Source organism: Chloroflexota bacterium, assembly GCA_026706485.1.
Taxonomy (GTDB): domain Bacteria; phylum Chloroflexota; class UBA11872; order UBA11872; family UBA11872; genus JAJECS01.
Genome location: JAPOYR010000008.1, coordinates 133,133 through 151,911, shown reverse-complemented (window position 1 = coordinate 151,911; position 18,779 = coordinate 133,133). Strand labels below are relative to the sequence as shown.

The following is an 18,779-nucleotide window of genomic DNA, read 5'->3' as shown; positions in this document are numbered from 1 at the left end:
GGAATCTATTCGTCATCCGCAAACTATCCCGAGCCACGCCGTGAACGCCGCCGAAGTCCTGGTCGACGCGCTCGAACGCCACGGCGTGCGCTACGTCTTCGGCATTCCCGGCCACGGCAACACCAACATCCTGGACGCGATCCACGGCTCCGACCAGATCGACTTCATGCTCGTGCGCCACGAGCAGGCGGCGGCGCACATCGCCGACGGCTACGCCCGCGTCAGCGGCCAGGTCGGCGTGTGCTGCTCGTCGGTGGGGCCGGGCGCGGCCAACATGATCATGGGCATCGCCACCGCCATGTCCACCTCCAGCCCCGTGCTGGCTATCGTGGGCGCGCCCATCCAGCGCTGGTACGGCCGCGGGCAGCTGCAGGAGACCTCGCGCCCCGACACCGCGCCGGCGGACCAGGCGTTCATGCAGATGCTGCAGCCCATCACCAAGCGCGTCTGGTCCATCGCCGACCCGCGCACGATCCCGACCGCCGTGCGCAAGGCCTTCACGGCGGCGCAGGTGGGGCGGCCGGGACCGGTTGGACTGGAGATTCCCTGGGACCTGCAAGCGTCCGAGGTCGAGACGCGGCCCGAGGACCCCGACCCGTTTCCGGCCCGGGCGCGGCCGCGGGCCGACGCCGAGCTGACCACTCGGGCGGCGCAGCTGCTCGTCGACGCCGAGTTCCCGGTCATCATTGCGGGCAACGGCGCGCTCATCTCCAGCGCGGGCGAGTCAGTCACCGCGCTGGCCGAGAGCCTGGGCGCGGCCATCGCCTCGTCCTTCGTCTCCAAGGGCGTGGTGCCCGAGGACCACCCGCTGGCGGTCGGCATGGTCGGCTGGCTGGGGCATCCCGTGGCGCACGAGCTGATCCGCGAACGCGCCGACCTGATCCTGGCCGTGGGCTATCGCTTCGCCGACGAGTCCACCAGCTGGTGGACCGAGGGCAAGCCGTTCGTGCCGCAGAACCGCATCATCCAGATCGACATCGAAGCCCGCGAAATGGGCCGTGCCGGACCCATCGAGCTGGGGCTGGAAGGCGACGCGCTCGCGGTGGTCAACGATCTGCGCGAGGCCGTCGAGCGCCTCGGCGGGCGGCCATCCGCCGAGGCCGACGCCGCGCTGATCCGCCGCGCCAAGCGCGCCTACGAATTGGATCTCACCCCGCCCGACGCCACGCCCATGGAGCCGCTGCGCGTGGCCGAGCAGGTGCGCCGCGTGCTGCCCGACGACTCGATCATCTCCGTCGACACCGGCAACCACGCCCACTACTTCGCCGCCTTCTATCCCATTCGAGCCGGCGGGCGCTTTCTGAATCCGGGCGGCTGGACGCCGATGGGCTGGGGTCCCACCGCCATCATCGGCGCCAAGCTGGCGCAGCCCGACAAGGCCTGCGTGGCGGTCACCGGCGACGGCGGCTTCCTCATGGTCAACCAGGAGGTGTCCACGGCCGTCGAGTGGGGCCTGCCGGTGATCTGGCTGGTGTTCAACAACTCGTCGCTGGCCGCCATCCGCGACGGCCAGATGGCCGACTTCGGCGGGCGCATCATCGGCACCGAATACAGCGTCGAGGTGGACTACGCCGAGCTGGGACGCGCCCTGGGCGGCGAAGGGGTGCGGGTGACCCGCCACGACGAGGTCGAGGACGCCATTCGCTGGGCGCTCGATTGCGGCAAACCGTGCGTGGTGGACCTGGTGGTCGCCGCCGACGCCGTGCGCCCGCCCATCGCCGGCGCCTGGTTCGAGCCCGGCCGGGGAGAGCCGGCCCCCATGCCGCGCGGCTCCGAGGTGCGATACTCGGCGCCCCAGCCCGAGGACTCGGCGTAGGCGCACTTCCCATGAAGTCCCTGACCCGCAGCCCACGAACACCGCAGGTGACGAAAGATCCGTTCGTCCTGAGCTTGTCGAAGGGCCCGTCCCGAGCCTGTCGAGGGAACGTAGTTCGACCGGCTAACCACGAACGGAGTTGGCTGGCGCTCACGCACCCAGCCGTTGACAGTGTGTTAGGGGCTCAAGCCTGATGCGGCCATTCAAGTACGCCTACAGCGCCCTGGTCTACTACGGCGAGGACATCGGCGCGTCCATCGACCGCGTGGCGCGCTTCGGCTACGACGGCATCGAGCTCTTGGGCCAGCCCGAGACCTACGACGCCCCCGCCGTGCGACGCCGGGTCGCCGACGCGGGCATTGCCGTCAGCTCGATCAGCTCGGTCATCAGCGCCGACCGCGACTTCGCCCACCCCGACCCGGAGATCCGGGCGAACGCGCTGGCCTACCTCAATTCGCTCACCGATCTGGCGGTTGACGTCGGCGCGCCGGTGATCGTGGGACGCCCCAGCGCCTCCATGAAGCTGCTGCCGCTGGCCGACCCCGAGGACGAGTGGCGCTGGGCAGTGGACGGCCTGCGCGCCGCCGGCGAGTACGCCGCCGAGCGCGGGGTGAGCGTCGCGCTGGAGTGCTGGACGCGCTTTGAGACCTACTTCCTCAACCGCCTGGAGCAGGCCGTCGAGCTGTGGGAGGCCATCGGCCTGACCAACGGCGGCGTCATGGGCGACACGTTTCACATGAACATCGAGGAATCGTCCCTGGGCGACGCCATCCGCCACGCCGGACCGCACCTGGCCCACATGCACCTGGCGGACTCGAATCGCCTGCCGCCCGGCTACGGACACGCCGACTTCCGCGAGGTGCTGCGGGCGCTTGACGAGGTGGACTACACCGGCTGGCTGGCGTTCGAGCTGCTCCCCGACACCGCCGACCCCTTCACCGTCTTCCGCGCCGGCGGCCACGCCGACTTCTTCGACCGCTACACCCACGACGCCATCACTCACATGCGTCGGCTCGAAGACGAACTCGGCGCCGACTGAGCTTCCGGTGAGCGCGCCTTCCGGCCGCGTGATTCGCACCGGCCCGGAGTTGACCTCCGGCCTCGAACGGCTGGGAGTGCCGCGCGGCGGCCTGGTGATGTTTCACAGCTCATTGCGCAGCATCGGCACGGTCGAGGGTGGGGCGGATAGGGTGGTCGACGCGTTGCTGGCGGCGATTGGCCCCGAGGGAACGCTCGTCGCGCCCACCTTCACGGGCCAATACCACGAGCCGGGCTTTGTGTTCGACCCGGCGGAGACGCCGGTGACGACCGGCGCCATTCCCAACCACGTCTTCCGCCGCCCGGAGGCCCGCCGCACAATCCACATCGTGCAGACCGTGGCCGCCATCGGGCCGCTGCGCGACACGATCATCGACGCCGGCGGCGATGACGGCTGGGACGCACAGCCGTCCATGCGCGCGATATTCGACCTCGACGGGTGGTTCCTGCTGCTGGGCGTGCCCTATCAAAACCTCACCGCCGGTCACTTCATGGAGCAGGAGATCGGGTCCCACCGCCGCCCGCGCGCCGTGGAAGGACTCCAGCGCCTGTCGGACGGGCGCGTGGTTCCGCTGCACAGCGAGGCGTGGGGACCCGACCCAAGCTTTCCCGGCATGCCCGAGCGCAGCTACGACTTCAACCGATTGGGCGAAGGCCTGGAACAGCGCGGCTTGGTGAAGCGCGGCGCCGTGGGCAACGCCATTGCCCGCCTCTTCCGCGCCCGCGACCTGGAGCGGACCGCACGGGAGATGTTCGCCGCCGACCCGGAGCTGTTCTTCATCGCCGACGGCCGGTTGACGCCGCTCCAATACGGCGTGACCTGGACCATTCCCGAGGGCCGCCACACCGGCGCCCAGCTCTGCGTGGTCGATCCGGCGGGGGTGTACCAGCCTCACACCAAGTAGGGGCCAGGGGTTCGGGTATGCGCTGTCCGCAGGCCCTCAGATTCCTCGCCTGCGTCTTGCAAATTTCACTCCGAACGCAGCAAATGTCATTCCGAACGCAGTGAGGAATCTAAGGACGTTGTGCCTTCTCCCTGCCCCTTGGATTTCTCGCTTCGCTCGAAATGACAAAGGGGAGGCTCGCAATGACAACTGTTGAGCTCGACATGACAGAAATGGAGAATCTCCGGCGGCCAGCCCGGCGTGCAGCGTGGGGCCGGCCGCGGGTGAGCTTCCCCGGCCGCGCGCGACAAGCGCCACCGGCCGAACCCCAAATCGCTTAAGCTGGACCGTTATGCCCGAGAACGCCATCGTCGTCCGCGGCGCGCGCGAGCACAACCTCAAGAACATCGATGTCGAGATCCCGCGCGACAAGCTCGTCGTCATCTCGGGCATCTCCGGCTCCGGCAAGTCCAGCCTCGCCTTCGACACCCTCTATGCCGAAGGCCAGCGGCGCTACGTGGAGTCGCTCTCGGCCTATGCCCGGCAGTTCCTGGGGCAGCTTGAAAAGCCCGACGTCGACCAGATCGAGGGTCTCTCGCCGGCCATCTCCATCGACCAGAAGGCCCGCTCGCACAATCCCCGCTCCACGGTGGGCACGGTCACCGAGATCTACGACTACCTGCGGCTGCTGTATGCCCGCGTGGGCCAGCCCCACTGCCCCGAATGCGGAAAGGTCCTTTCGCGGCAGACGATCCAGGAGATGGTGGACTTCGTCCTCGACTGGGACGACGGCACCCGCTTCCTCGTCCTGGCGCCGGTGGTCAAGCACCGCAAGGGCGAGCACAAGGGCGTGTTCGACGACGCGCGGCAGGCCGGCTTCGCTCGCGTGCGGGTCAACGGCGAGGTTCACGCCCTGGACGACGTGCCGGCGCTGGACCGCAACCTCTGGCACGACATTGAGATCGTGGTCGACCGCCTCGCCGTGCGGCGCGACGTGCAGGCCCGGCTGGCCGACTCGCTGGAGACGGCCCTCAAGCTGGCCGAGGGCGTGGTCGTGCTGCAAGTGGTGGACGGCGACGCCTTCACGCTCAGCGAGTCGCTGGCCTGTGTGGACGATGGGCTGAGCTTTCCCACGCTCGAGCCGCGGTCGTTTTCGTTCAACACCCCGCATGGGGCCTGTCCCGAGTGCGACGGCCTGGGCGCCAAGCTGGAAATCGACCCGAGCCTGGTGATCCCCAATCGCAAGCTCTCCATCGACGGCGGCGCCATCGCCCCCTGGGCGCGCGCCTCCGGCACCGGACCGTCCATGACGCGCGCCGTGCTGGACGCCCTGGCCGCCAAATACGGCTTCACCGCGACGACGCCCATTGAGCAGCTCAGCTCCGAGGCCGTCGACGTGCTGCTCTACGGCAGCCTCACGCCCCTGACCGTCGAGCACGTCGGCAGCCGTGGCCGGCGTCGGGTCTACACCTTCGAGTTCGAGGGCGTGGTGCCAAATCTGCGTCGCCGCTACCAGCAGACCGAGTCCGACTATGTACGCGGCGAGATCGAGCGCTACATGACGCGCCGCACGTGTCCCGCCTGTCAGGGCGCGCGGCTCAAGCGCGAGAGCCTGGCCGTGACCGTGGGCGGGCTCTCGATCCACGACGCCACGGAAAAGACCGTGGAGGCCGCCGCCAGGTTCTTCGAGGGCCTCGAGCTCAGCGCCCGCGAAGCCGCCATCGCCGTCCAGGTGCTCAAGGAGGTGCGGGCGCGCCTGGGATTCCTGGAGTCCGTGGGCCTCGAATACCTCACCCTCGATCGCGCCGCGGACACGCTCTCCGGCGGCGAGGCCCAGCGCATTCGGCTGGCCACCCAGATCGGCTCCAGCCTCGTCGGCGTGCTTTACATCCTCGACGAGCCGAGCATCGGCCTGCACCAGCGCGACAACCGCCGCCTCGTGCAGACGCTGCTGGGTCTGCGCGACCTGGGCAACACCGTGCTCGTGGTCGAGCACGACGAAGAGACCATCCGGTCGGCGGACTGGGTCATCGACTTCGGACCGGGCGCCGGGGAGCACGGCGGCGAGGTCGTCGCCGACGGCCCGGTGGAACGCATCGAGCGCTCGGAGCAGTCGCTCACCGGCGCCTATCTCGCCGGGCGCGAGTCGATCCCGGTCCCGCGCGGTCGGCGTTCCGGCAATGGCCAAACCATCCACGTCGAGGGCGCCGGCGCCAACAATCTCAAGGACCTCACCGTCGGCATTCCGCTCGGCGCCTTCGTCTGCGTCACCGGCGTGTCCGGTTCCGGCAAGAGCACCCTGATCACCGACGTGCTCTACCGCGCCCTGGCGCAGCGCATCTGGGGCAGTCGCGACCTGCCCGGGCCCCACCGCCGCATCCGCAACGCCGAGGCGCTGGACAAGGTCATCGAGATCGACCAGTCGCCCATCGGCCGCACGCCGCGCTCCAATCCGGCCACCTACACCGCCGCCTTCACGCCGATCCGCGAGCTGTTCGCCGCCGTGCCCGAGGCGCGGGCGCGCGGCTACAAGCCGGGGCGCTTCTCCTTCAACGTCAAGGGCGGGCGCTGCGAGGCCTGCCAGGGCCAGGGTCTCAACAAGATCGAAATGCAGTTTCTGCCCGACGTCTACGTCACCTGCGAGGTTTGCCACGGCGCGCGCTACAACCGCGAGGCGCTGGAGATCCACTACAAGGGCAAGAACATCGCCGAGGTCCTGGACATGACCGTGCAGGACGCCCACGCCTTCTTCGCCAACATCCCTGCCATCGAGCGCAAGCTGGGCACGCTGGTAGACGTGGGGCTGGGATACATCCGCCTGGGCCAGCCCGCGACCACCCTCTCCGGCGGCGAGGCCCAGCGCGTCAAGCTCTCATCCGAGCTGGCCAAGCGCGCCACCGGACGCACGCTCTACATCCTCGACGAGCCCACCACCGGCCTGCACTTCGCCGACACGCGGCGGCTGATTGCCGTGCTGCAGCGGCTGGTCGACGCCGGCAACACCATCATCGTCATCGAGCACAACCTGGACGTCGTCAAGAGCGCCGACTGGATCATCGACCTGGGACCGGAAGGCGGCGACGGCGGCGGGGAGCTCGTCGTGGCCGGCACCCCGGAAGAGGTCGCCGCCGACCCCGACAGCTACACGGGCATATTCCTGGCGCGGGTGCTCGGAATCGCATCCGACGACGCGCAGTCGAATGGCGCCGACCGCGCGCGCCCCAAGCAGCCGGCTGCCGTAGGCTAGGAAGCGTCCAGGTCCGGTCCCTTCCGCCTGGAGTGAGGCCTTCGCGCAACCCCTCCGTCATTCCGGCGCAAGCCGGAATCCAGTCCGGCCACGTCCAGCGGTTCCGGGTCATTGGGGTAGGGGCGGGTCTCAGACCCGCCCGTTCAGAGCTAGGCAAAAGCCTGAGCGAAGGAGGAAGGCTCGACCGCCGGTCCGGTCCCTTCCCCCTGGAATGGGTCCAGTCCCTTCCCTCTGAAATGGGTCCAGTCCCTTCCCTCTGAAAGGGGGAAGGTTAGGATGGGGGTCAATCCGGCCGACCACGGCGCGGCCGGGGATGGTGCCCCTCCGTTCGCCCTGAGCTTGTCGAAGGGCATCTGTCGAGTTCGCGGAGGGAACGTGGTTCGACAGAGCCTGTCCCGAGCCAGTCGAGGGGCTCACCACGAACGAAGCCAATTCGCCCGCGTCGGCGCACTCGGCACTGGTCGCGGGAACAACAGTCAGGAGCATGACCATGGCTGAACCCCGTGTAGCGATCGTCACCGGCGGCGCCACCGGCATCGGCGGCGCCATTGCCCGCCGCCTGGCCGCCGACGGCGAGCGCGTGCTCATCGCGGACATCGCCGACGAGCTGTCGGCGTCCAACGTGGCGCAAATCGAGGCCGCGGGCGGCACGGCCGCCGCGATCCACTCCGACGTGTCCCGCCACGACGACATTCGGAAGATGGTCCAGGACGCCGTCGAGCGCTGGGGCCGTCTCGACATCCTGGTCAACAACGCCTTTCCCGCCATGGAGGCGCTGCCCGGCGGCGTGGAGGAAGTCACCGAGGAGCAATGGGACTTCGGCATGTCGCTCCTGGTCAAGGCCCTCTTCCTTGGCGCCAAGTACGCCGTGCCCGAGATGCGCCGCGTCGGCGGCGGCAACATCGTCAACATCGCCTCGGTCCACGGCCTCCTCATGGCCAAGGACTACCTGGTCTACGAAGCCGGCAAGTCCGCCGCCATCGGCGTCACCAAGCAGATGGCCATCCAGCACGGCCCGGACAACATCCGGGTCAACAGCATCTGCCCCGGGCACATGGTCACCGAAAACATCCAGCGAGTGATGTGGGATGACAATCCTGACGGGCTGAAGCTGTTCGCCGATCAGTACCCGCTTCGCCGCACCGGCAAGCCCGAGGAAATCGGCTCGGCTGTGTCCTTCCTTTGCTCCGACGACGCCTCGTTCGTCACCGGCCACGCCCTCGTCGTCGACGGCGGCCTCTCCATCCAGCTCCAGGAAAACATCGGCGTCCAGCAGGCCAACTACATGCGCCGCCACCCGGAGACGCAACCGCCCTACTAGGTTCGTCCGATCGCTGCAGACCGCGCCGCCTAAGTGTCAATTGGCGGCCACCTCCCTGTCATTTCGAGCGCAGCGAGAAATCTAAGACGCTCGACCTCGCGTCCAGGGATGAAGCACCGGTAGCCCCAACCCGCACACTGGCTTGCGTCCGATCCAATGGAGTGTCGGCGAGGCACGGGCGAGGGTGAGGGATCAGCGGTGGTGCGACAATTCCGAGTTGGGCTCGAGGGCCGTGGTGCGGGGATGCCTGAAGCGCTGGCCCAAGACCTCGCCACACCCCGCTCCGCGTCGTGAGGTTACGCAAGCCCCCGGCGGCGGTGCTCGTCGGCCTGATCCTCGGCGCGGTCCTTCTCGGCTCTGGCGGCGCGACCTGTGGGGACGCGACCGCGGAGCCGGAGCTTTCCCCGCCCCGCGTAGCCGCCCCGACGGCGACGGCACTGACGCTGACTGCCTCACCGACCCCAGAGCCGGCTGCGACCCCGACCACCACCGCAGCGCCCCTGACACGGTCCCCGACGCCGAACCCAACGTCCGCGCCTTGCCCGACACCTGTGGAGGCGGTTTATCTGCGGGGCTTGGGCGATGCGGTGTCGGGCATCGACGAGGCGACATTCAATCTCCAACGGCTTTTCATTCGCCTTGAGAATGACCCGCAGATTGTCTTCACCGACCGTTTTATGCGCGAATTCGCTGCCGTGGCGGCGGTTGCCAAGGGCGAGGCAGAGAAGATCCTGGACCTCAGCCCACCGAAGTCGATCCCAAGCTCCTCGGGGATTCATGACTCGGCCACGAGCCTGGCCCGCGGGACGATCTACAGCATGAAGCACTTCTTGGACGGCTTCGACAGGCTAGACATCGGCGAATTTGAACAGGGTGTGTACATGCTGGAGAGCCTTGAATTTGACTTGGCGCTGGTGCTCGACGGGATCGATGGGTTCTGCGATTGATGTGCGCTGACCGTCCAGCCCAGCACGTCTGCAAATTCCGCTGCTGCTGTTCCGGCAAGACCATGGCCAATAGTCGCGCCAGCCGGGGCTTGTTCGGCCCTGGAGCTATGGGCGGCCCTCAGCTGTCACTTCGCGGTCGCCACATGTCATTTCGAGCGCAGCGAGAAATCTAGAGCGCTCGTCCTCGCGTCAAGGGATGAACCACCAACAGCCCGGACCTGGATGCCGGCTAAGGGCTGGCACGACGGGATGACGGCAAGGAACGGGCGAGGCAACCGCGGTGATGGTGGGACAATCGGAGAGCGGATTCGAGGGCTGTGGGGCAAGCATGCCTGAAGCGCTAGCCCAGTTCGTCGTCAAGTTCGGCTCTGCGCCATGACGTCCCGCAAGCCCTGGACGACATTGCCCGTCGGGCTGTTCCTCGGGGCGCTCATTATCGCGGGCGCGGCCTGCGGGGACGTGCCTCGGGAGACGATCACCCCTGCTCCCTCCCCGACCGCCACGCCCTCCCCGACGCCGAGTCCGACCGCCTCACCCACCCCAGAGCCGACCGCGACCCCGACTCCAACGCCTGCCCCGTCGCTCACTCCCACACCAGCTCCGACACCGACGCCAACGGCTGCCCCGACGCCATCACCCGTCCCGACCCCGACTCCCACGCTTGCCCCAACACCGACGCCGACCCCAACACCTGCCCCGACGCCGACTCCCACGCCCGCCCCGACGCCGACCCCAACACCTGCCCCGACGCCGACACCAACGCCCGCTCCGACGCCGACTCCCACGCCCGCCCCGACGCCGACTCCTACGCCCGCCCCGACGCCGACCCCCACGCCTGCGCCGACGCCGACCCCAACGCCCGCTCCGACGCCAACGCCGACCGCCTCACCGACCCCTGAGCCAACTGCGATTTCGACCGATTTGCCCGGCGTCGACGGCGAGTCCTTCACGCTCACCGGGACCGGAACGGAGACGCCCGAGATCTCGCTCGCCGAGGGGCGCTGGTCGGTCACCGCGGAGCTATCGCATCAGCGGAACTGTCTGCCCGATCCCTGTTCGTTGGAGCAGGTCAGCATTCAAATGGAACACACCGACCCTGACCGCCGGGACCCCTACGTCCCGATCGATCATTGGATGCTTCGCCACGAGTCGGCGAAGTCGAGTCGGGAGCATATCGAGGCTTGGTACCTGGATCCGACGCTGCTCTGGGTCGGGCGCCTCGGCCAGGTGAAGTCCGGCCCGCAGCGACTTGTCGTCACGGTGGAGCCATCGGTCCATTGGACGCTGACCTTCGAGGACTACGAAGCCTTCCCGCCCCCGGATCCCGCCGGCGCCGACGGCGAGTCCTTCGCCCTCTCCGGGACCGGCCCGGCAAGGCGAGAGGTGTGGCTCGCCGAAGGCACATGGACCATGATCCTGGACATTTCGAGCAACACCGTCTGCGACTTTCCCTGCCCCACGCTCTTCCGGTTGCCGGATCCCGCCGCTGCCCCCCGAGAGATCGTTGTCCGTTCCGGCACTGGCCCGGAGCGGCGCCCGTGGAACGAACGCTGTGAAGACCCAGCCACATGTGTTCCCCGGGACTTTTTTGTGAGCGTGCGGCCCCTCAGCGGTGTTATCGGAGCCCAATTCTTCGATACGGCGAGCGACTGGAGGGGGACCCACGACAATCTCCGCGTCGCGGACGGGCTGGAGTGGTACTTCCCGACCGGACCGCTGGTGATACATATCGACGTGGCGGCGCAGGCCGAGTGGACGGTGTCCTTCGTGGCGCCCGGCGAACTCCCACCGCCTGCGGCCGACGCCGGGCCTGGCGCCGCCGGCGAGTCGTTCACGCTGACCGGCACCGGCCGGGAGAGGCACGATGTCTCGCTCGCTGAGGGGCGCTGGACAATGCGCGCCGAGGCGCTGATCGAAACCGAGTGCGGGGACGAGCCTTGTCCCAGCGGGTACTTGAGGGTTCGGGTCTACGACGACGATCCACTTAGCGAGGACACCCTGATTCCGATCGACCTGGAGGAGGAGACCAGTCTGCGTCGCGTGGGCGAGGACTCCTCGCTCATGGGCGAGGAGTATTTGTGGGTCGGATACCTGGGCGACATTCCGGCCGGGTCGCAGAGCATCGTCGTCTCGGCGGAGCCGACGACCCAGTGGACGCTGACCTTCGAGGATTTCGCTGGCCCAACCCCGCATGTGGATCCTGCGGGTGCGCGTGGTGAGACCTTCACTGTCTCGGGGACCGGTCCGGGGAGGCGCGAGCTCAGACTCGCCGAAGGCACCTGGACAATGCTCATGGAGGTTTCGAACAACGTCCTCAACTGCGAAGAGCCCGACGATCAATGCACCGTCAAGCTCCTCCTGATTGTCTTGCAGGGCGCCGGCGGACCCCTCCAGGCATTCTTCGAGGCCACACGCCACTTTTCGGAGAGCTTCCAGCTACGAGTCGCGAACGATGGATCGGCGTACCACCCCATGGGGACGCTTCACCTCGCCCTCGATGTGGCGCCGATCGCCGAGTGGACGGTGACGTTCGTGGCACCCGGCGACCCCATCCCGACGCCGGCTCCGACGCCCGGGTCGTAACGGACGCGGAGTCGTCGAGTGCGCCCGGAATGGCGTGTACCAGTCTGAATGGTCGGGCCGCTCCGGCGAGGGAGGCGGCTCCGGCGAATTCGAAAAGTGGGAATGCCTAGCGTCGCCCGGCAGCTCCAACCTCTCGCCCCTGAGCCGCCAGCGGCAGCGCCGCCAGCCCCGCCACCATGGCCGCCGCGCCCACGTATAGCGCGGCAGCAAGCGACGCCGCCGCGGTGGCAAAGACCACGGACGCCCCAATGACGGCGCCCGCCGAAAACGCCGTGCCGTCCAGCACCATCACCCGGCTCAGCGAGCCCGCCGGCGCCACGTCGCCGCACAGGCTCACCGCCATGGTGTTGATACCCCACATCGCCACCGCCCAGACCGTGGCGACGACCAGCAGTCCGGGCACGCTTCCCACGAACCCAAACGCTGCCGTCGCTGGAACCGCCAACAGCAGCGTGCCGGCCAGTACGGCGCGCCGGCCCAGCCGGTCCGACAGCCGTCCGATCGCCAGTTGCGCCACGGCGCCGCCGACGGACGCGACCAGTGTCATGGCGCCCACGGCCCGCAGGTCGCCGCCGACCTCCACCACTCGCGGTCCGGCCAACAAGACCATGGCTGCATAGGCAACCGTCGACGCGAGCCGTACGACCATGACCGCGGCAACGCCCCGAAAGCGCACCAGGCGCACAAAGCTGATGCCTTGCGCCAACTGCCGCGCCGGAACCGGCGTCGGCCGCGGCAACGCCCCGAGCGTCAGCGCCAGCGCGGCGGCAAGCGCCGTTCCCGCCCCGATGGCAAACACGCGAAAGCCGAAGGCATCCGCCACGAAGCCCTGCGCCACGCCGGCGATGCCTGGGACCAGGACCACCACGAACCCAATGGCGCCGACGGCGGCCCCGCGCCGGGACTCCGGCGCAATCTCGATGACGTAGGTCTGCAGTCCCGTCCAGAAATAGGCCATGGCCAGGCCCGCTACGGGGGCGGCTACGATCACCCAGCCAACGTCGGGCGTGACGACCAGCACCACCATCAGCGCCGTCATGCCGGCGAGACCCAGCGCGTGCACCCCGCGGCTCTCGAGCCGCGTCACCCAGCGGCCCGTGACCGTGGCGCCGATCGACCGCGACAGGTGCATCGTGCCGATCACCAGCGCCGCCCCCGCGATGCCGCCGCCAAGCTGTTCGCGCACCAGCAGCGACATGAAATACGACGTCGGCAGCCACCCCGCCACGCCCAGCGCCGCCACAAGCGCGAAGGTCGCGAAGCCGCGAGTGCGTAGACTGGCGGGCTCGGGCGCGACGCGCTCGCTGGCTGGCATCGCGTGACGGTAGCAAGGCCCCGGCAACCGAAGGATCAACACATGGTTCGTAGCGAGTCAGCGGCCGTCGCAGCCCACGGGCAACGCCTGCGTCCCTCTCCGTCATTCCGGCCCAAGCGCACCCGTGCTACGTCGGCTGTCTTCCCCTCGCTCCCCTCCGTCATTTCCGCTTTCCCCTCCGTCATTCCCGCGAAGGCGGGAATCCACCCCACATCCAACCTCGAAGCATCCAGGATTTCGCCGCGAACTCTTCTGCTGACCGAGCTATGCCCAAGTCTCCGTGCCGGTTGCTGCCGGTGAGCCAACGCGCCTACCTGCCCATGGTGCTCAACATGCAAGGACGCACCGCGCTCGTCGTGGGCGGCGGCCCGGCGGCGGCTGACAAGGCGGCCTACCTCGCCGACTTCGGCATCCATCCCACCGTGCTGATCGAGCCGGAAGAAGCAGTCGATGAGGGTCTCCAGGCCCTCGCCGACGAAGGGCAGGCCGAACTGCGGCGCACGCCCTACGACCCAGCCCACCTCGACGGTCAGGCGCTCGTCATCATCGCCACCGGCGACCGTGCCCACGATCGAACCGTCGCCGATGACGCGCGCAGCCGCGGAGCTATCGTCAACGTCGTCGACGACCCCGAAGCCTGCGATGTCTTCGCCGTCGGCTATGTGCGCCGAGGCCCGGTGGCGGTGTCCGTCAGCACCGGCGGACGCAGCCCGGCCTTCACCGCCACCCTGCGCGAGCACCTGGACGACGTGCTGGGCTCGGATATCGAGGACCACCTGGACCACTACGTACGTTGGCGCGAGCGCGTGCGCCGCGCGGTATCCGGCTTCGGGTCGCGCGAACGACTCTGGCGCGAGCTCCGCGCGGCGGGGCTCTACAAGGTCCTGCGACGCGACGGCCCCGAAGCCGCCGGCCAACTCGTCGACGCCGCCATCGCCCGCCACCAGGCCGACGACTCGGCTAGCTAGTCGGCGCCGCCCGGCGTCGATTTTCCGCCGGGGGGCGACCCCCTCTCCCTGCCCTGTAGGGACGCCCCTTGCGGGCGCCCTTCGCCTTGCGGCTAGCGGCCTTCCCGACCGCGGTCCGGCCCCCTCTCCCACGGGGAGAGGGTCGGGTGAGGGGTTCCGCCCACCTCCCGATGTGCCGGCGCTCACGGCCGCCGCGTAGGTGCGGGTTTCAAACCCGCCCTTACCGCCGGACGACCATCGCCGCCACTGTAGAGGCGGTTCACGAACCGCCCCCACCCGCCTATGGCCTGCCTGACAGGCCCTTCAGACCACCGCCTCATCCGACACCACCGCCGGCGCCAGCACCGACTCCGGCGTGCCGTGGATGACCTTGTTCGCCGCCGGCACCACCGTCACCAGCACGCCCGCCAGCGTCACGTCGTCGTTCGCCACGATGTAGAACGGCGAAATTCGCGTGCGCCCGTTCATCTCGCGCACTTCATCCGTCTCAGGATCGAAATACGGCACCCGCACCCGGCGGCTCTCGTGGTAGGGCTGGATGACATAGAGGCTGGTCGGGAAGCTCTCCAGCGCCTGCCGGACGGCCTGTTCCCAGTCGTCGGCCGACACGTCGTGTCCCACCGTGACCCCGCGCGCGCCCCAGGCCAGCTCCGAGAACCCGGAAGGCTTGATCACCAGCCGTCGTTGCCGCTGGGTCAGCCCCGGCAGCTCGTCCCAGGTCCGCACCTGCCGCCCCGCGGTCTCCAGCGCCGGATCGATCGCGGCAAACGGCGGCAGCGGCGCCGGATCGAGCACCCAGGTCGGCGCCAGCGCCACGCCCAGGCGATCCATCACGTCCCGGCCCAGCTCACCCCGCCAAAAGTCCTGCAAGGCCGCATGCCGGAACAGCGCCAGCAGCAGCTTCTCCTCCAGGTAGGCCTTGAACGGCGGCGTGACCACGGCCAGCCGCTGCTTCATGGCGTAGATCAGCAGATCGATTTTCGGGATGTTGGGCAAGTCGTGGAGCTCCAGGAAGCGGTACACCACGTCCACGCGCCGCGCGTCGTCGCCGAAGCACAGCGCGTCGCCTTGCAGCGAGAGGTCGCGCGGATGCACCGCATGCGCATCGAGCCCGAGGTCCTGCAGGTCGCCCGCAATCGAGATCATCTCGCTGCGGTAGTCCTCGGACTCGTCCGCTACCACGATGGCCACCGTCGGGTCGTCGCCCTCGGCCACCTCGCGGAACATGGCCGCCAGCGCGTGCGGAATGCCCTCGGCGCCGCCCACCGGATCGAATCCCAGGTCGGCATAGCGCCGGGTCAGGGCCGCCAGCGTGCCGAATCCCCCCGGCACCGAGTCCAGCTCCGTCGCCCGCAGCGTGCCGTCGTCGCCCGCCATCAGGTCGGGCCGGATGATTCGCGGCAACTGCGACCGCATCCGCCGCAGCTGGCCCAACTCTCGCACACGCTCCGGCTTGCCCTGGTTGAGCAAGCGCAGCACCCACGGCGGCTGCCGGCCTCGCGCCGCGCTCAGATACAGGCGGTTGACCGCCTGGTAGAACGCCAGCAGGTCGTGACCCAGCACGCGCAGCCGCGCCACGGTTTCCGGCCGCAGCGGGAAAGGCTCAGGCGTGACGCGCCACGGGACGCCTGGCGCATCGGGTCGGACGCTCGGCACGTCGCTGCCGAGATAGAGCGCTCGTTCTTGGAGAGAGGGCGTGTGAGTGTTCAGCAGGTGCGTCTCACGCGTTGGCGCCGTTGCGCCGTGCGGCCAGCGTTCCGCGGCAGCCGCGGGGAGTCTAGCAAAGGGCCTCCGGCAGGCCGGTTATCGTATCCGGACAGCAGCCCACGGAGACACTCATGACCATCATCCGCGCGGAATCCAAGCCACTCGCACCGACCGACATGCCCGGGCTCGAGGCCTGCGAGGCGCTCAACGCCGAAGCCGAGTCCGGCGCGCTCACCGCCGGCGCCTTCCTCCTGCGCCCAAACAGCGAGTTGCCGGTGCACCGCCACCGCATCGAGGAAGGCTTCTACGTCGTCGAAGGGACCGGCACGCTGCTGATTCGGGACGAGGAGCACACGGTGGCGGCCGGTGACTTCCTCCTGGCGCCGGCATGGACCCCCCACGGCTTCCGCACCGGCGACGGCGAGACGCTGCACTGCGTCTACATGTACCCCGCGCTCGACCCCTGGACGGAGATGCTGTAGACACGTCCGGGCCGTCAAGCGGGTGACGTGAATCCCGTCACCCCGAACCTGTCACCTAGAACGCCCCTCCCTGTCATTCCGGACGCAGTGAGGAGTCCAAGGCCGCCGCGCTGATTCCCCACCCCCTAGGTTTCTCGCTCCGCACGAAAGGACAATCAGGGCGCTTCGGTGGCCCGCGCTGCGTGCAGCGTGGGACTGCTCCCAGGTGAATCTCCCATGCTGCGCACAGCATGGGCCACCGGGCGAGGCAAGTTCGTCATTCCCGCGAAGGCGGGAATCCACCCATCATTGAAACTGGGGGCGGAAGGGATGCGCCCGACCATCCCCAATCTTGGCCAGGTCTTGTCAAGGTTTGCGAGAGCGGGAATCCAGCAGCCGAGCCGCAGCGCTTGTCAGGCATCGAACCCCAGAAACGGAAGTCCGACCCAAGGACCAGACCGGATTCGGTCGTTGGGCAGAACCTGACCTCCGCCACCTACTCTCCCGTCCCGTACGTCTCGAAGCTCCAGCCGTCCAACTCGCGGATGCGGATGGTGGTCGGCGCCAATTCGGGCTCGCCGGCCGCGCGCCAGGCGCGAATCTCGTCCACGTGCCCCAGGCGACGCAGCCCTTCCCACGAGCCCGGCTTGTAGGGACTCGTGTCCCAGAAGTACAGGTTCTCCACGCCGGCGTCGTACAGCCCGCTGGCGCGCCGCCGGTAGTCGGCCGAGGCCAGCCCGCGCGGCATCACGTTCGGCGCCAGCCGCGTGCCCGTGTCTTGCGTCAGGCGCACCCACGGCTGGATGTCCGCCGGATCCGTCCACGACTGCTGCGTGCTGCCCCACGCCGGGTGCGACGAGTAGGGAATCAGCGTGTCCACCAGGCCTTCGCGCACCCAGGCCGGCGCGTCGATGCCATAGAACAGGTTCTCGTCTTCGAAGCCCGTCACGATGGCCGACACGGCGATTCGGGTCGTGCGACCCAGCCGCGCCGCCTCCTCGTCCAGCGTTGCCCGCAGCTCGCGCATGAAGAGCGTCAGCGTCTCGGCGCGAAAGGCCAGCCAGCAGGGATCGCGCGGATCGAGCCGGCGCGGGTCCTGTCCATGGCGTTCCAGGAACCCGTCCACCAGCGGCGTCTCATATTCCAGCACCGGCATGCGCCGGTTGTAGAACACGCACACGCCATCGACGCCGTAGGCGGCGACTTCCCGAAACAGGCTCAGGACGTACTGGCGCGCCGCGGGATGGCTGTAGGAGATGCGCGGCGTCGGTCGGCCGTGCCGGTCCATGCCGCGCTGCTCGGGATGGTCGGCGATGTACGAGGCGTCGTGCAGGTCCGGCAGCGGCGGCGGCTCGTGGAACCCCGCGACGCGATAACTGGCGTGCAGCTCCAGTCCCACGTCGTGCGCGTGGTCCACAGCGATGCGCAGCGGATCGATGCCCTTCTCGCGGAAGATGCGCCAGCTTTCTGCCACGAAGCGGTCGCCCTGCCGTCCAAAGTCCTGCGCCGTGTCGCACGTCGCCGGTTTGCCGATGGCGCTCAGGTAGTTGGTGCGGTCGCCCGCCGCGAATTCCCAGTAGATGCGGCCGAAATCAGAGTCCCGGTAGGGCTCCAGCTCACGCCGAATTTCGTCGGCTTCCGTCAGACGATAGGACCAGTGCGGCCCGTGGGCGTCGTTGTGGGCGAAGAGGCGCCGGCGGATCGAGTCGTCGCGGTCCAGTTGCAGCGCGCGCACCTCGTCGTCGGCCAGCGGCACCAGCTTGACATAAGCAATCGTCGCGTCCGATCCCTGCACCGACCCTGGCGCATCCCCCGGCGTCACCCGCCAGTTGATCTGGCGAATCTCGAGCTGCTGGTCCGTCAGGTCCGCGACCGTCCAAAACAGCTCCGTGAACTCCTCGTTGTCGGCCGAGTGCGTGGTCCAGCCGGGCTCCAGCTCCGGCACCTGCAGAATTGAAAATGCCGAGTCGCCGCTCAGCCGCACCGCCAGCCGGATGGTGGCGTCCGGAAACGTGTACGAACCGATGGAGATGGCGTGCCAGCCCCGCGCGTTGAGCGGATAGCTGATCGGCGGCGCGGCGGTTTCCGGACCCGCAATCAGCAGCGTGCCGGCGAGGTCGCCCGCCGTGTACGACACCGTCCGCCAGCGGCCCCGTGCGGCGCTGGCGCCGATCGCATCGGAGGGCTGGCAGCGGTCCAGGTCGCAGCGATAGTCCGCCGGCGCCCGCAGCCACCGGTCCATGAATCCGTCCCTGGGCACTTCAGACATCGAGGACTCCTTCCGGGCGCTGCATTCTCGATGTAGGGGCGGGTCTCAGACCCGCCCATTCGCGTTCGCGCAATCGCCTCGTCAAGGGAGAGGATATCGGGCGAGGGCCGTCCCAGCGCCGGTCCGGCTCCTTCTCCCCTGGGGAGAAGGGTGGGATGAGGGGACGCCACAGCCGACGCGAATGTCGTCACCCTCGCCTCCGTATCGCGATGCGGGGCGAGGG

At 68.8% G+C, this 18,779-nt stretch carries 13 protein-coding genes; 9 read left to right on the top strand and 4 right to left on the bottom strand.

Translation table 11 applies throughout. From position 1 onward, the window contains the following. The first annotated feature begins 40 nt into the window (after positions 1–40). From OXG79_06695 to OXG79_06670, 6 genes are all read left to right on the top strand, one after another. Complete coding sequence (locus tag OXG79_06695) at positions 41–1,816, top strand: thiamine pyrophosphate-binding protein (GenBank protein MCY3783458.1); 1,776 nt, start codon at positions 41–43, stop codon at positions 1,814–1,816. Positions 1,817–2,009: 193 nt separating this feature from the next. Then, complete coding sequence (locus OXG79_06690; GenBank protein ID MCY3783457.1) at positions 2,010–2,855, top strand: sugar phosphate isomerase/epimerase; 846 nt, start codon at positions 2,010–2,012, stop codon at positions 2,853–2,855. A gap of 7 nt (positions 2,856–2,862) precedes the next feature. Then, positions 2,863–3,759, top strand: a complete 897-nt coding sequence (locus OXG79_06685) for an AAC(3) family N-acetyltransferase (GenBank protein ID MCY3783456.1) — start codon at positions 2,863–2,865, stop codon at positions 3,757–3,759. A gap of 331 nt (positions 3,760–4,090) precedes the next feature. Further along, on the top strand, positions 4,091–6,985 hold the full coding sequence (gene uvrA / locus OXG79_06680; protein MCY3783455.1) for an excinuclease ABC subunit UvrA: 2,895 nt from the start codon (positions 4,091–4,093) through the stop codon (positions 6,983–6,985). A gap of 490 nt (positions 6,986–7,475) precedes the next feature. Next, positions 7,476–8,306 (top strand): glucose 1-dehydrogenase, encoded by an 831-nt coding sequence (locus tag OXG79_06675; GenBank protein MCY3783454.1) that lies wholly within the window; start codon positions 7,476–7,478, stop codon positions 8,304–8,306. 317 nt (positions 8,307–8,623) lie between these two features. Then, on the top strand, positions 8,624–9,253 hold the full coding sequence (locus tag OXG79_06670; GenBank protein MCY3783453.1) for a hypothetical protein: 630 nt from the start codon (positions 8,624–8,626) through the stop codon (positions 9,251–9,253). A gap of 583 nt (positions 9,254–9,836) precedes the next feature. Here the strand turns inward: OXG79_06670 and OXG79_06665 are convergent. Continuing rightward, positions 9,837–10,010, bottom strand: coding sequence for a hypothetical protein (locus tag OXG79_06665; protein ID MCY3783452.1), 174 nt, complete (start codon positions 10,008–10,010; stop codon positions 9,837–9,839). Positions 10,011–10,174: 164 nt separating this feature from the next. Here OXG79_06665 and OXG79_06660 point away from each other — a divergent pair, with 164 nt between their 5' ends. Beyond that, on the top strand, positions 10,175–11,836 hold the full coding sequence (locus OXG79_06660; GenBank protein ID MCY3783451.1) for a hypothetical protein: 1,662 nt from the start codon (positions 10,175–10,177) through the stop codon (positions 11,834–11,836). 106 nt (positions 11,837–11,942) lie between these two features. Here the strand turns inward: OXG79_06660 and OXG79_06655 are convergent, their stop codons facing one another. Beyond that, positions 11,943–13,151, bottom strand: coding sequence for an MFS transporter (locus OXG79_06655; GenBank protein MCY3783450.1), 1,209 nt, complete (start codon positions 13,149–13,151; stop codon positions 11,943–11,945). A 266-nt stretch (positions 13,152–13,417) separates the two neighbouring features. Between OXG79_06655 and OXG79_06650 the strand changes: the two genes are divergently transcribed. Beyond that, positions 13,418–14,119 (top strand): bifunctional precorrin-2 dehydrogenase/sirohydrochlorin ferrochelatase, encoded by a 702-nt coding sequence (locus OXG79_06650; GenBank protein MCY3783449.1) that lies wholly within the window; start codon positions 13,418–13,420, stop codon positions 14,117–14,119. 303 nt (positions 14,120–14,422) lie between these two features. Here the strand turns inward: OXG79_06650 and OXG79_06645 are convergent, their stop codons facing one another. Next, complete coding sequence (locus OXG79_06645; GenBank protein ID MCY3783448.1) at positions 14,423–15,697, bottom strand: hypothetical protein; 1,275 nt, start codon at positions 15,695–15,697, stop codon at positions 14,423–14,425. 260 nt (positions 15,698–15,957) lie between these two features. Here OXG79_06645 and OXG79_06640 point away from each other — a divergent pair, with 260 nt between their 5' ends. Further along, positions 15,958–16,308: a cupin domain-containing protein gene (locus OXG79_06640; protein ID MCY3783447.1), complete on the top strand. Its 351-nt coding sequence runs from the start codon at positions 15,958–15,960 to the stop codon at positions 16,306–16,308. Positions 16,309–16,783: 475 nt separating this feature from the next. Here OXG79_06640 and OXG79_06635 read toward each other — a convergent pair whose 3' ends face one another. After that, the gene (locus OXG79_06635) at positions 16,784–18,556 is read right to left on the bottom strand and encodes a family 10 glycosylhydrolase (GenBank protein MCY3783446.1); all 1,773 of its coding nucleotides are present in this window, start codon (positions 18,554–18,556) and stop codon (positions 16,784–16,786) included. Positions 18,557–18,779: the final 223 nt, after the last annotated feature.

Excerpts from the sequence above, each read along its gene's own strand:
- OXG79_06690 (MCY3783457.1), top strand. The coding sequence starts at position 2,010 with ATGCGGCCATTCAAGTACGCCTACAGCGCCCTGGTCTACTACGGCGAG.
- uvrA (MCY3783455.1), top strand. The coding sequence starts at position 4,091 with ATGCCCGAGAACGCCATCGTCGTCCGCGGCGCGCGCGAGCACAACCTC.
- OXG79_06675 (MCY3783454.1), top strand. The coding sequence starts at position 7,476 with ATGGCTGAACCCCGTGTAGCGATCGTCACCGGCGGCGCCACCGGCATC.
- OXG79_06655 (MCY3783450.1), bottom strand. The coding sequence starts at position 13,151 with ATGCCAGCCAGCGAGCGCGTCGCGCCCGAGCCCGCCAGTCTACGCACT.
- OXG79_06650 (MCY3783449.1), top strand. The coding sequence starts at position 13,418 with ATGCCCAAGTCTCCGTGCCGGTTGCTGCCGGTGAGCCAACGCGCCTAC.
- OXG79_06640 (MCY3783447.1), top strand. The coding sequence starts at position 15,958 with ATGACCATCATCCGCGCGGAATCCAAGCCACTCGCACCGACCGACATG.
- OXG79_06635 (MCY3783446.1), bottom strand. The coding sequence starts at position 18,556 with ATGTCTGAAGTGCCCAGGGACGGATTCATGGACCGGTGGCTGCGGGCG.